We start from the raw sequence: 13,047 nt of genomic DNA, 5'->3' as shown, positions 1-13,047 counted from the left end.
CGCTTTCGCGAGCAAGCCCGCTCCCACAGGGATCTGTGCTGGTAGAATGCCCGGCTTCATTCCGCCAAACCGCAGCGCATTCCATGACTCAGTCCTCGACTTCTTTACCCCATCACGTCGCCATCATCGGTGGTGGCCCCGCCGGTCTGATGGCGGCTGAAGTGCTGAGCCAGGCCGGGATCAAGGTCGACCTGTACGACAGCATGCCGTCAGTGGGGCGCAAATTCCTCCTGGCCGGTGTCGGCGGCATGAACATCACCCACTCCGAAGCCTACCCGGCGTTTCTCTCGCGCTACGCCGAGCGCGCACCGCAAATTGCACCACTGCTGCGGGGCTTCGGCGCCGAGGCGTTGTGCCAATGGATTCATGACCTGGGCATTGAAACCTTTGTCGGCAGCTCTGGCCGGGTTTTCCCCACCGACATGAAAGCCGCGCCGCTGTTACGCGCCTGGCTCAAACGCTTGCGCGATGCCGGGGTCGTTATCCACACCCGCCACCGTTGGCTAGGCTGGAATGCCGATGGCAGTTTGAAAGTAGCGAGCCCCGAGGGCGAGAAAACCTTAACGCCTGATGCAACCCTGTTGGCGCTTGGCGGCGGCAGTTGGTCGCGCCTCGGTTCGGACGGCGCGTGGAGGCTGCCACTGGAACAGCGCGGCGTAGGACTGGCGCCGTTGCAACCGAGTAATTGCGGCTTCGAGGTGCAGGCCTGGAGCGAACTGATGGTCAGCAAATTCGCCGGTGCACCGCTGAAAAACATCGCCATTGGCCTGAATGACGACGTCCCACGACTCGGCGAATGTGTGATGACCGCGACAGGGATCGAGGGCAGTTTGATCTATGCCCTGTCGGCACCGATTCGCGAGGCCATTAACCTGAACGGCGCGGCGACGATTCATCTCGACCTGTTGCCGGGCAAGCCTGTGGATAAAGTCCAGGCCGCGTTGAGCAAACCGCGCGGTTCACGTTCCATGGCCAAACACCTGCACAGTCAGCTGGGGATTGATGGCGTCAAAGCGGCGTTGCTGCGAGAGCTCACGCCGGCCGACTCTTTCGCCGACGCGGCGCTGCTGGCCAAAGCGATCAAGGCATTGCCACTGACGCTGGTTAAAACCCGCCCACTGGACGAGGCCATCAGTAGCGCCGGAGGCGTGATGTTCGAGGCGATGGATGAACGCTTGATGCTCAAGCCATTGCCTGGCGTGTTCTGCGCGGGTGAGATGCTCGATTGGGAAGCACCGACGGGCGGCTATCTGCTGACCGCGTGTTTCGCCAGTGGGCGAGCGGCGGGGTTGGGGATGGTGGAGTGGTTGCAGCGCAAGGGCTGAAGACCGAGGCGCGCCCTTCGCGGGCAAGCCTCGCTCCTACAGATTGGTGGTGCCCTTGTAGGAGCGAGGCTTGCCCGCGAAGGCGGCTTAACAGGCGCCGCAGCTCATCAAGGTTTCTTCTTACGCGGTCCGGTATTGAACACCGGCACTTTTCGCACAGGCTTGATCGAAGGTTCCGGCGCCGAAGCATCACCGCTCTCAACCCACTTACCCAGGTTGCGCTTACCGCCACCGGAGGTCTTTGGCTTCTTCGGCTTTTTCGGTTTCTTGACCACCTGACCGCTGGCATCGGTATCCGGCACGCGGTGCTCAGGTTCGAAGTCATGCTCCATCTGCCGAGGCAATGTCTGACGGGTCAATGTCTCGATGGCCGACAGCAAATTCACTTCATCGGCGCACACCAGCGAAATGGCCTGCCCGCTTGCGCCCGCGCGGCCGGTACGACCAATGCGGTGGATGTAGTCTTCCGCCACGATCGGCAGGTCGAAGTTAACCACCAACGGCAAGTCTTCGATATCCAGACCACGGGCCGCGACGTCAGTGGCGACCAGGATCTGCACTTCACTGAGCTTGAAACGGTCGAGCGCGCGCTGACGGGTCGCCTGCGGTTTGTCGCCATGGATGCCGTCGGCGTTGATGCCCAGGCCCTGGAGTTTTTCCACCAGCGCGTCCACGCCGTTGCGGGTCTTGGCGAACACCAGCACCTGCTTCCATTTGCCCTTGCGCATCAAGTGAACGAACAGCTCGGGCTTGCGCTTCTTGTCCACCGTCACCACCCATTGCTTGACGGTGCTGGCGGCCACGTTGCGCGGACTGACTTCGATGCTCAACGGATCGTTGAGCATTTGCCCGGCCAGCAAGCGAATCGCGTCGGAGAAGGTCGCGGAGAACAACAGCGTCTGGCGTTGCTTCGGCAGCACGCGGTAAATGTTCCCCAGCTCCTCGGAGAAACCCAGATCGAGCATGCGATCGGCTTCGTCGAGGATCAGGGTTTGCAGCTGATTGAACTTGAGCGCCTTCTGGCGATACAGGTCGAGCAGCCGGCCCGGTGTCGCCACCAGCACGTCGACACCTTTGCGCAGCTTCATCATTTGCGGGTTGATGCTGACGCCGCCGTACACCGCGTAAGTGCTCAACGGCAGGTTTTCGGCGTACTGGCGCACGGCTTCATGAACCTGTTCGGCCAACTCACGGGTCGGCACCAGGATCAGCGCGCGTACCGAGTTGGAGGCTACTTTCGGTCCTTCCATGGCCAACAGTTGCAGCAGCGGCAGCGCGAAACCGGCGGTCTTGCCGGTGCCGGTCTGGGCCGCGGCCATCAGGTCGCGACCGGCCAGCACCGCCGGGATGGCTTGCGCCTGAACCGGCGTCGGGGTCTGGTAGCCGAGCTTCTCGAGAGAGCGCAGCAAGGGTTCGATCAGGCCAAGGGAGGCGAAAGTCATGGGATTACCGTAGGAGAATTCAACGCGGTTGTGCAAAAAGAGTGTGCAATGGCGCGCAGTTTACCCTAATTCACACTCGATTCTGTCTGCACCACCGCAGCAGGTCGTTCCGGAGCCCGGCGCCACTGCGGCAATCCGATCAGCACCACGGCACTGATGATCACCAACATGGCCAGCGCTTCCTCGATCCCGATGGTCTCGCCGACAAACACGATCCCCAGCAACACCGCCACGGCCGGGTTGACGTAGGCATAACTGGTCGCTGCCGCCGGACGCACGTTTTTCAGCAGGTACATATAAGCGTTGAAGGCGATGATCGAATCGAAGAAGGTCAGATAAGCCAAGGCTGCCCAGCCTTCAATCGGCGGCACGCGGTCCAGGTGCTCGCCGCTCAACGCACTGCCGATCAACAGGGCCACGCCGCCCACCAGCATTTCCACGGCACTGGCCATCGCGCCTTGCGGCAACGGCAAGTGCTTGCTCCACACCGAACCAAAGGCCCAGGACGCTGCGGCAAACACCAGCAACAACGCGCCCAGCGGACTCGACTGCAGGTTGGAACCGAGGTTGAGCATGGCGATACCGATCAGCCCGAGCGCAATCCCGGCCCATTCGAGACGGGTATTACGCGCCCCCCAGAAATATCCGCAGAGCAAGGTAAACAGCGGCACCGTCGCCACCGCCAGCGCCGCCACACCGGAGGCCACGCCCATGTGTTCAGCCACGCTCACCCCGCCATTACCGCAGGCCAGCAGCAAAATCCCGATGATCCCCGCCGCTTTCCACTGCGCCCAGGTCGGTGCCGGCGCCCCGCGCCAACGCAGGAAGCCATACATCAACGAACCGGCGATGACGAAGCGGATACCCGCGAGCAGCAATGGCGGCCAGGACTCCACGCCGATGCGAATCACCAGGTAAGTCGAGCCCCAAATCACGTACAACGCGAAAAAGGCAGCGATCAACGGTAAGGGAAAACGACGTAAGCCAGGCATTGGGCAGCTCGTAGGCAGGACAAGTGAACCGCTATTCTAGAAAGGCCAGCGGCGTAAAATAAGTTACAAAACCTGTTTATAGCGCCGGTACACTTTTCAAAACACGGAGATTTACGGCATAAACCGTGCTTTCGAAAGTCAGCCACTTTTCAGGAATACCCCGATGGATAAATACGACCGCATGCTCCTCAGCGCCCTACTGGAAAACGGTCGTGCGTCCTACGCTGACCTGGCGCGCAAAGTGAACCTGTCCGCCCCGGCCGTGGCCGAGCGCGTGGCCAAACTCGAAGCCTGTGGGGTGATCACTGGTTATCAGGCGAAGGTCGACATGGCCAAGCTGGGGTTGCCAATCCAGTGCGTGATCGAACTGCGCCTGAACCAGCACGGCAACCAGAAGGCTTACGACGACCTGATCAAAATCCCACAGTTGACCGAGTGTCACCGGGTGACGGGTGATCCGTGCGTGATCATGCAAGCGGCGGTGGGCTCGATGCCGGAGCTGGAAGAGTTGATCAACCGGATTGCCAAGTTCGGGTTCAGCAAGACCTCGATCGTGCTGTCGAGCGCGATAGAGAAACGCGTGCCGTTGGGGCAGTTGGAAGGTAAGGCGATCTAATCGCGCTGGAGATCAAATGTGGGAGCGGGCTAGCTCGCGAAAGCGGAGTGTCAGTCGACATCAATGTTGAATGGTAAATCGCTTTCGCGAGCAAGCCCGCTCCCACACTCGATCTGCGGTGTTCCTAAAACCCGCGATGCCGCTTCAGATGCTCATTGATCTTCGCCGCCGGCACTTTCTGCAAGCTGACCAACAGATCATGCGACAACTCGCGCAACCCGTGCTTCTGCCGCAATTCCTGCGCCAGATGCGCCGTCAGGTTCGCCGCCATTTCCGCATCCGCCATCGCCCGGTGAGCTTTACCGGTGTGCGGCAGGTTGGCAAACGTGGTGAGGGTGCCGAGTTTGTGGTTCGGCGCGGCGGGCATCAAGCGGCGGGCCAGTAGCAGCGAGCAGGCAAAGTTCTGCAAGCGTGTGCGTTTGATACGCCCCAACTCGAAGTCCCAGAACTTCTGGTCGAACGCCGCGTTGTGGGCCAGCAGTGGCGTGATGCCGACGAACTCGTTGACCTCGTTCATCACTTGCTCGGCCGATGGCGCGGTGCGCAGCATGGCGTTGCTGATGCCGGTGAGTTGTTCGATGAAGCCTGGCACGCGCACGCCGGCGTTCATCAGGCTTTGGTAACGCTCGACGATGCGCCCCTGTTCAAGGATCACCACGGCAATTTCCGTGGCCCGGCAGCTGCTGCTCGGGGAGATCCCGGTGGTTTCAAAGTCGATGACTGCTATGCGTTCCAAACCTGTTTCAACTCCGTAAAAATCAATTCTTGAGCAGCAACGCGCCTTCGATCGGCACGTAGCGGCTGGCGGCACGGATCAGCGAGTTGGCGGTCAAGCCAGGGACGCCATAAGCCACCGCTTGCACCCCGTGCTTGGCGATGATGCGCTCCAGCAGCATGTCGAAATCACCGTCGCCGGAGGCCAACACCACTTCGTCGACATGATCGGCGGCGTCCATGATGTCGAGGGTGATGCCCACGTCCCAATCGCCCTTGGCCGAGCCATCGCTGCGCTGGATATAAGGCTTGAGCTTCACGACGAAACCGAGGTTGCGCAGGATCTGCTGGAACTGCTGCTGTTTGCTGTCACCGCGATCGATCGCGTAGGCATAGGCCTCGACGATCTCGCCCTGTTTGCTGATGTCAGCCCACAACGCGGCATAGTTGAAGTGGCAACCATAAGCCTGACGCACGGTGTAATAGAGGTTTTGAACGTCGGCGAACACTGCGATTTTTTTCACCGGTCATCCTCGTTAGCGCGCCGGAGCGCAGGCAGGATCAGGCGCCAAGGCCCGATAAGTCGCCCAGTATGCCAGCCCTAAGGATTGTTCCGCGAATAATCGGCCCGAAGCGCCGTGGCGCTCCGGACGAATGGCGTGTCAGACGAAGGAATCGTCGTCGCCGCCGAAGAACGATGAGCTGTCATCGCTGTAGTCGGCATCGGTGAAGCCGCCCTGATCATTGGCGTTGTTGTCCGCCACGCGCTGATCGTCGCCCCAACCCTTGTCACTGTCGCTCTGATCGTTGACCTGAGCCGGTTCTTCCTTGATCACTTCAACCACTTCCGGCTGCTGATTGTGATGGAACAGGCTGCTGATGCCTTGCGCCAGCATCACGCCACCGGCCACGCCCGCTGCGGTTTTCAAAGCACCACCGAGGAAACCGCTGCCGGCAGGTTGTTGCGGCGCGTAATTCTGCTGAGGTGGCGCTGCACCAAAGTTCTGTTGTGGCGGCTGCGAATTGAATGACGGCCGCGCCGGTTCACGCCAGCCGCCACCGCTCGATGCCGGTGCGTTTTGGGTGGGTGCTGGCTGCGGATCGCGGGAACCACCGCCGAAGATGCTCGACAAAAAGCCACCGCTGCTGGGTGCCGGCGCGGTGGTCTGCGCCTTGGCCGATTGCAGTTCGGCCTGCAATTGCTGGACTTGCTGGGTGAGTTGCTTGTTCTGTTGGTCGAGGCTCTTGATGGCGGCCTCTTGCACCAGAATCGCCTGGGTCATGAAATAGCCTGCCGCGGGCTGGCGAGTCAGGTGTTCCTTGATCCGCGCCTCGGCCTGGGCGTCGCGCGGGGCTGAGTCCGTTTCGGCCTGTTGCAGCCGGGAAAACAGTCCATCGATCAGGGTTTGTTCTTCGCTGTTCATGGCGACCTCGTAGATTGCCGGGAATATCGTCGCCCTCATCCACTGTGGATAAGGTGCTCCTTCGTAATGGAGGCTGAAACGGGATGTTTCAATGTTCTTTACCGAACGTTTACGTTTGCGCCTCCCGGCACGTGATCGGTTAAAGTGAGCCACTGCTTCCAACCTGCGATACCGACTGATGAATTCGTTCGATGTGCTGCGTGACTCTCTGTATTTCTTCAAGCGCAATCTGGGCCAGATCGTCCGGCTGTGCCTGCCGTTGGTGATTCTGGAGGCGCTGTTGCAACAAGTGGTCGATCACTCCACGGAGCCCGACAGTTTTCCCGGCATCAGCGTGATGGTCGGCTTGTTGATTTACCCGCTGTACACCGCCGCGCTGATTCTGTTTCTCGATGCTCGCAGTCGTGGCGAATCGCCGCGCAACCGCGACCTGCTGTCGAGGTCCGCCTACCTGTGGCCGCGTTTTGCCGTGCTGACGGCGCTCAATACGCTGCTGATCCTGATCGGCCTGTCGCTGTATTTCCTGCCGGGCATCTGGCTGATGGTGACCCTGGCGTTTGGCGAGTATTTACTGGTGCTGCGCGGCATGGCCCCGCTGGCGGCGATGAAGGAAAGCCTGCGCCTGACCCGCGGCCATTTCCTGCGCATTCTGGTGTGCATCCTCTGTGTGATGGGCCCGTTGTGGGTGCTCAAGGGCGCGACCCTGGCGGTGTACCCCGAGCCGCAGAACCCGGTGATTTCGTTGCTGATCGACAGCGCTCACAGCTTCCTGCAACTGTTCGTCAGCGTGGTGCTGTTCCGCCTGTTCATGCTGATCGGCGACGCCCCCGAGAAAATCGACGGGCAGCTCTAACCATGGGCTTCGGCGCAGCTCTCGGTTATGCTCGGAGCCATCTTTTGTAACGCTATAAGCCGAGCCATGACCCGTCTACTGCGCTACACCCTGCTGGGCCTGCTGATTGTCATCGGCGTGTTGATCTCGCTGATCTACAGCCTGACCTGGCGCCCCGAAGCCAAGGAAGTGCTGCCCGTCAATTGCAGCGCCCAGGCGCCCACCCTGGTGCCCGGCCAGGCGTTGAAAGTGATGACGTGGAACGTTCAGTACCTGGCGGGCAAGCGCTACGTATTCTGGAATGACCTGGCCGCCGGCAGCGACGAAAAGCCCACACCGGAAGACATGGCGTTCAGCCTCGATGAAGTGGCGCGGGTGATTCGCGATGAGCAACCGGACATTGTCCTGCTGCAAGAACTCGATGACGGCGCCAAGGCCAGCGATTACCAGAACCAGATCAAACTGCTTCAAGAAAGGCTCGCCGACCTTTATCCGTGCAGCGCTCACGCCTTCGACTGGAAAGCCGACTTCGTGCCGCAACCGCACATCTTCGGCAGCGTCGGTCGGCAACTGGCAACGCTGAGCCGCTACCAGATCGAACACGCCGAGCGCCTGCAATTGCCCGTCGCGTCGGCCAATCTGATCAGCCGCCAGTTCAAACCGAAAAACGCCTTGTTGGTCACGTACCTGCCCCTGAGTGACGGCGGGCAGATCGCGGTGCTCAACACTCATCTGGACCGGGTGATCCAGCCCGATGAAACCCTGCAAGCGCAGGTGACTGCCGTGGCCAAAGTCCTCGACAAGTACGAAAGCCGCGGTACGCCGTGGTTGATCGGCGGCGACTTCAACCTGTTGCCGCTGGGGCAATATCAACGCCTGCCGGCCGAGCAACGCACGCCCTACTCCGCCGACAGCGCGTTGCATGTGCTGTGGGACAAGTACCCGATGATCCCCACCAACAATGAAGCCAGCGGCATTGACCGTGCGCGCTGGCTGACCCATTACCCGAACGACCCGGGGTTGAATGGTCCGGACCGGACCGTCGACTACCTGTTTTACAGCACCCGGATCAAACGGGTCGAAGCGGTGGTGAGACAGGACGATACCTTGCGGATCTCCGATCATTTGCCGGTGATTGCACGGTTCCTGTTGCCGGCCGCCCCCTAACCCCGGCGCAACGCCAAACCTGTAGGAGCAGAGCTTGCTCGCGAAGGCGGTGTGTCAGCCGACCTCCATGCTGAATGTGCGGCCTCTTCGCGAGCAAGCTCGGCTCCTACAGGGATTGGGCGCAACTTAATGCGCCTCCTCCAGCTCGTCATGCAGCAGCCCGAAGATCTTGCGTTTCATCTCGATGAACGAGCGCTCCATGACCATGTCCAGGGTCCGTGGGCGTTCGATCGGCACGTCGAGAATCTGCTTGATTCGCCCGGGCCGCGCGCCCATCACGTAGACCCGGTCGCCCAACAGAATCGCTTCGTCGATGTCGTGGGTCACGAACAGCACGGTCTTCTTGCTGTTGCCCCAGACCCGCAATAACAGCTGCTGCATTTGCAAACGCGTCTGGCTGTCGAGCGCGCCGAAAGGTTCATCCATCAGCAGGATTTGCGGGTCATTGGCCAGCGCCCGGGCAATCGCCACGCGCTGCATCATGCCGCCGGACAGCTGCTTGGCGTAGTTGTCGGCGAACCCGGTCAGGCCGACTTCATTGACGTAGTAGTCGACGATTTCCTTGCGCTGGGCCGCCGCCATGCCACGCCGCTTGAGACCGAACTCGACGTTCTGGCGCACGGTCAGCCACGGGAACAGCGTGTAGCTCTGGAACACCATGCCGCGATCCGCACCGGGCCCCTGCACTTGCTGACCACCGACGTAAATCTCGCCTTCGGTGGGCTCATTCAGACCGGCAGTGAGGTACAGCAAACTCGACTTGCCGCAGCCCGACGGCCCGACCAACACGGCAAATTGCTGATCCGGCACCTCAAACGACACCTGTTCCAGCGCGGTGAACATGCCGCCGTCAGGTTTCTGATAGCGCAGGCTGACCTTGTCCACTTGCAGCCGTGGCGCAGTTTGCACCGGGGCCGCCTGGGGCGTGACGAAACGAGGGTTGACGGCGGTTACTGAGCCCATGCGGCGATCCTCAAACGAAGGAAACGGAACAGTTGATCGGTGACCAGGCCCAGCAGGCCGATGATCGCGATGGCGAGGAAAATCACATCCACTTGAAAGCCGCGCATGGCTTTGAGGCTCAAGTAACCCAGGCCGCTGGAAGCCGCGACCAGTTCGGCCACCACCAGGTACGTCCAGGCCCAGCCCATGGTCACGCGCAAGGTGTCGAGCACCCCCGGCAACGACGCCGGAGCGATCACATGCAGCACCGCGTCGCGGCGGTTCGAGCCCAAGGTGTAAGAGGCGTTGATCAAGTCTTTGGAGATGCCCTTGGACACGTCCGCGATCATCACCAGTTGCTGGAAAAACACCCCGAAGATGATCACCGAGACTCGCTGCTCCAGGCCGATACCGATCCACAGAATGAACAGCGGCACGAACGAGGTCACCGGCAGGTAACGGATGAAATTGACCAGCGGTTCGAGGAACGCCTGGACGATGCGAAAGCTGCCCATCAACAACCCCAGCGGCACCGCCACCAGCGACGAGACGATGAACCCGACCATCACCACTTCGACGCTGGCCCACACGTGCTGGCCGAGGGTGCCGTCGCGGCTCAGGCGCACGGCGGCTTCAACCACCGCGCCCGGTGTCGGCAGGAACATGCCCGGCACCACGCCACCGTAGGACAACCCGGCCCACAGGCCGACCAACAAGACCCACGCCAGCCCGCTTGCACTCCAGATCACCGACACTGGCAAACCGGTCTTGGGTGTGATGCAGCGGCTCAGCCATGAATTGCGCTTGAACATGCGGACCTCCTAGAGCGTCGGGCTGACGAAGCGGTTGTCGATCAGGTCGTCATTGCTGACGTTGTAGGGTTTGCCCTGCAATTCACTGGCGGTCTCGTTGGCCAGTTTGATCAGTGGTTCGCTGTCGCCCGGCTTGCCCGGCGAACCGAGGAGTTTTTCGCTCATGGCCTGATCGTAGAAGCGCACGCCTTGCGCGGCGGCGGCCAGTTCCTTCGGATCGGCGAGGTAGCCACCAACACCTTTGGCCATGATTTTGTAGGCTTCTTCCGGGTGGTCCTTGGTGTACTGGACGGCTTTATACAAACCCGTCACCAACGCCTTGACGTCTTCCGGCTGCTTCTCGATCACCGTGCAGTTGAGCGCCACCACGTCGACGATGACCCCCGGCGTGCTGCTGCTGTCGATCAACACCTTGCCTAGTTGCTTGCTGCGCACCATCGACAGATGCGGCTCCCAAGTGACGGCGGCCGGCACCCGACCGGCGATGAACGCAGTGGCGGCGTCGTCAGCCGTCATGTTCTGCACGGTGATGTCGCTCATGGTCATGCCGTGTTTTTTCAGCAGGTAAGACAGCCAGAACTGCGAGGTCGACCCTTCGTTGACCGCCACGGCCTTGCCCTTCAACTCCTGCAGACTCTTGACGTCCTTGCCGACCAGAACACCGTCGCCACCGTGGCTGTCATCCAGCGCGGCCACCGCCTTGAAGCAGAATTGCGGGCGGTACTTGAGCACTTCGTCGATGGTCGACGCCGAGCCCGACAATTCGCCTGACGCCTGAGCGGCCATGTACATCGAGGCTTCTTCAACCACCGGCAACTCGACGGTCAAACCGTTTTCCTTGAAGTAGCCCAGGTCCTGGGCGAGGTAGAGTGTGCCGTAGCCGACCCACGTGGTGTGACCGATGGACAGGGTGCCGGCCTGGGCGCTGGTGGCGACCGTCGCGGCGATGGCGGTGACCGCCAGTGGATGAGTGATGCAGTTCAGCAAGGACTTGATCATGGAGCACTCCCAAAGCTGTTGATTTAGTTTTGTCATGGGCAGTACGGCCAGTGGCCTTGGAGCAGAAGCAACCGGTGGTCTCTGAGGGACCTTTCGGTGGTCAGCGTTTGGCTGACTGGCGAGGTCGATGTTGGCCCACGGCGGGGATTAGGAAAATTAGGAAATATGTCGATGGGAGAGATGAAAAAACTGGTTAGCGTGCGCCGGAAAAGGGCGGGGTTGGCGGGGGTGCACGGAGTGGGTGCAAGACATCAAATGTGTGTTAAATCGGCCATAGCATTCGCGAGCAAGCCCGCTCCCACATTTGACCGCATTCTTATGTTGGACACGGTCAAATGTGGGAGCGGGCTTGCTCGCGAAGAGGCCCGCTAGAGCGCTACAAAATCAAAGCCGGCCGTATTCCTGCGCCGTACGATCCACCGCCTTGAGGGTCTTGCCAACCAGTTCATCCACCTCTTCACGACTGGCAATCAACGCCGGCGCCATGATCATCCGCCCCAGCGTCGAGCGAATAATCACCCCTTCCTCGAAGCCAATCGTGCGGCAGCGCCAGGCGATATCGTTCTCGTTTGCAAAGCGCTTGCGAGTGCTTTTGTCCTCGGCCAACTGCAACGCCGCCACCATCCCGACACCCTGAATATCGCCCACCAACGGGTGGTTGCCGAACACCTCGCGCAAGCACTGTTGCAGGTACGGCCCGATGTCATCCTTGACCCGCGTCACCACCCCTTCATCACGCAACGCCTTGAGGTTGGCAATCGCCACCGCCGCCGCTACCGGGTGCCCGGAATAAGTCAGGCCGTGGGCAAATACCCCGCCCTGCTCCACCAGCACCTGGGCCATTTTCTTCGACAGGATCAACCCGCCCATGGGGATGTAGCCCGAGGTCAAACCCTTGGCGATCGACAAGGTGTCCGGCTCGAAACCAAAGTGCTCGTGGGCGAACCATTCGCCGGTGCGACCGAAGCCACCGATCACTTCGTCGGCGCACAACAGCACGTCGTATTGACGACAGATCCGCTGGATTTCCGGCCAGTAACTCTCGGGCGGAAAGATCATTCCGCCAGCGCCCTGGAACGGTTCGGCGATGAAGCCTGCAACCTTGTCGGCGCCGAGTTCGAGAATTTTCGCTTCCAGTTGCTGCGCGGCTCGCAAGCCGAATTCAGCCGGCGTCAGGTTGCCCTCGTGCGCAAAGAAATACGGCTCGTCGATGTGTTCGATGTCCGGCAGCATGCCGCCCATTTGATGCATGAACTTCATGCCACCGAGCGCCGTCGCCGCCAGGGTCGAGCCGTGGTAACCGTTCCAGCGACCGATCATGATTTTCTTCTCGGGCTTGCCAAGCACCTGCCAGTAACGCCGCACGGTGCGGATCAATACCTCGTTGGCTTCGGAGCCGGAGTTGGTGTAGATCGCGTGGCTGTAGTGCCCTGGCAACAGGCTGAACAGCAACTCCGAGAGTTCGATCACCTGCGGGTGGGTGGTGTGGAAAAACATGTTGTAGTACGGCAACTGCTCCAGCTGTTGAGTCGCCGCAGCGGCCAAATCCTTGCGGCCATAACCGAGGTTGGTGCACCACAACCCGGACATGCCGTCGAGGTAACGCCGACCATCGTTGTCCCACAGGTGCAGGCGCTCGCCCCGGACCATCACCCGAGGCCCTTCTTCGTTGAGCGCCTTTTGATCGACGAACGCATGGATGTGGTGCGCAGCATCGGCGGCCTGGTAGTCGCGGGTTTCACGTGGTGTGGTCATCGCCAGTTCTCCGTTTTGTTATTAGCG

The 13,047-nt window shown here is 60.9% G+C and carries 13 protein-coding genes; 4 read left to right on the top strand and 9 right to left on the bottom strand.

Translation table 11 applies throughout. The features are described from left to right. Positions 1-83: 83 nt before the first annotated feature. Complete coding sequence (locus ACIPL2_RS15420; protein ID WP_401357660.1) at positions 84-1,325, top strand: TIGR03862 family flavoprotein; 1,242 nt, start codon at positions 84-86, stop codon at positions 1,323-1,325. 107 nt (positions 1,326-1,432) lie between these two features. Here the strand turns inward: ACIPL2_RS15420 and ACIPL2_RS15415 are convergent, their stop codons facing one another. Then, positions 1,433-2,767, bottom strand: coding sequence for a DEAD/DEAH box helicase (locus ACIPL2_RS15415; protein ID WP_401357659.1), 1,335 nt, complete (start codon positions 2,765-2,767; stop codon positions 1,433-1,435). Positions 2,768-2,832: 65 nt separating this feature from the next. Beyond that, positions 2,833-3,759: a drug/metabolite exporter YedA gene (yedA, locus tag ACIPL2_RS15410; protein ID WP_401357658.1), complete on the bottom strand. Its 927-nt coding sequence runs from the start codon at positions 3,757-3,759 to the stop codon at positions 2,833-2,835. A 163-nt stretch (positions 3,760-3,922) separates the two neighbouring features. Between yedA and ACIPL2_RS15405 the strand changes: the two genes are divergently transcribed. Beyond that, positions 3,923-4,375 carry an Lrp/AsnC family transcriptional regulator gene (locus ACIPL2_RS15405; RefSeq protein ID WP_401357657.1) on the top strand — a complete coding sequence of 151 codons (453 nt, stop codon included), beginning with the start codon at positions 3,923-3,925 and terminating at the stop codon, positions 4,373-4,375. Between the two features lie 124 nt (positions 4,376-4,499). Here ACIPL2_RS15405 and ACIPL2_RS15400 read toward each other — a convergent pair whose 3' ends face one another. From ACIPL2_RS15400 to ACIPL2_RS15390, 3 genes are all read right to left on the bottom strand, one after another. Continuing rightward, the gene (locus tag ACIPL2_RS15400; protein WP_059402064.1) at positions 4,500-5,111 is read right to left on the bottom strand and encodes a PolC-type DNA polymerase III; all 612 of its coding nucleotides are present in this window, start codon (positions 5,109-5,111) and stop codon (positions 4,500-4,502) included. 22 nt (positions 5,112-5,133) lie between these two features. Next, positions 5,134-5,613 carry an NYN domain-containing protein gene (locus tag ACIPL2_RS15395; RefSeq protein WP_059402065.1) on the bottom strand — a complete coding sequence of 160 codons (480 nt, stop codon included), beginning with the start codon at positions 5,611-5,613 and terminating at the stop codon, positions 5,134-5,136. Positions 5,614-5,751: 138 nt separating this feature from the next. Then, positions 5,752-6,513: a DUF2076 domain-containing protein gene (locus tag ACIPL2_RS15390; protein WP_401357656.1), complete on the bottom strand. Its 762-nt coding sequence runs from the start codon at positions 6,511-6,513 to the stop codon at positions 5,752-5,754. A 178-nt stretch (positions 6,514-6,691) separates the two neighbouring features. On the opposite strand from ACIPL2_RS15390, the gene ACIPL2_RS15385 reads away from it, so the two are divergent. Beyond that, positions 6,692-7,366 (top strand): YciC family protein, encoded by a 675-nt coding sequence (locus ACIPL2_RS15385; RefSeq protein ID WP_401357654.1) that lies wholly within the window; start codon positions 6,692-6,694, stop codon positions 7,364-7,366. Between the two features lie 66 nt (positions 7,367-7,432). Then, entirely contained in the window at positions 7,433-8,512 is a 1,080-nt protein-coding gene (locus ACIPL2_RS15380; protein WP_401357652.1) for an endonuclease/exonuclease/phosphatase family protein, read from the top strand. Between the two features lie 126 nt (positions 8,513-8,638). On the opposite strand, the gene ACIPL2_RS15375 is transcribed toward ACIPL2_RS15380, so the two are convergent. The 4 genes from ACIPL2_RS15375 to ACIPL2_RS15360 form a co-directional block, all read right to left on the bottom strand. Beyond that, on the bottom strand, positions 8,639-9,475 hold the full coding sequence (locus ACIPL2_RS15375; RefSeq protein WP_401357651.1) for an ABC transporter ATP-binding protein: 837 nt from the start codon (positions 9,473-9,475) through the stop codon (positions 8,639-8,641). Beyond that, positions 9,463-10,266, bottom strand: a complete 804-nt coding sequence (locus ACIPL2_RS15370) for an ABC transporter permease (RefSeq protein ID WP_401357649.1) — start codon at positions 10,264-10,266, stop codon at positions 9,463-9,465. The genes ACIPL2_RS15375 and ACIPL2_RS15370 overlap by 13 nt, the downstream gene beginning before the upstream one ends. 9 nt (positions 10,267-10,275) lie before the next feature. Beyond that, entirely contained in the window at positions 10,276-11,265 is a 990-nt protein-coding gene (locus ACIPL2_RS15365; protein ID WP_401357648.1) for an ABC transporter substrate-binding protein, read from the bottom strand. Between the two features lie 384 nt (positions 11,266-11,649). Beyond that, entirely contained in the window at positions 11,650-13,020 is a 1,371-nt protein-coding gene (locus ACIPL2_RS15360) for an aspartate aminotransferase family protein (protein ID WP_401357647.1), read from the bottom strand. Between the last annotated feature and the right edge of the window lie 27 nt (positions 13,021-13,047).

It is taken from the genome of Pseudomonas sp. NPDC086251 (assembly GCF_044746405.1).
Taxonomy (GTDB): Bacteria; Pseudomonadota; Gammaproteobacteria; order Pseudomonadales; family Pseudomonadaceae; genus Aquipseudomonas.
The sequence above is the reverse complement of the archived record's forward strand: the minus strand, read 5'-3'. Positions and strand labels throughout refer to the sequence as shown.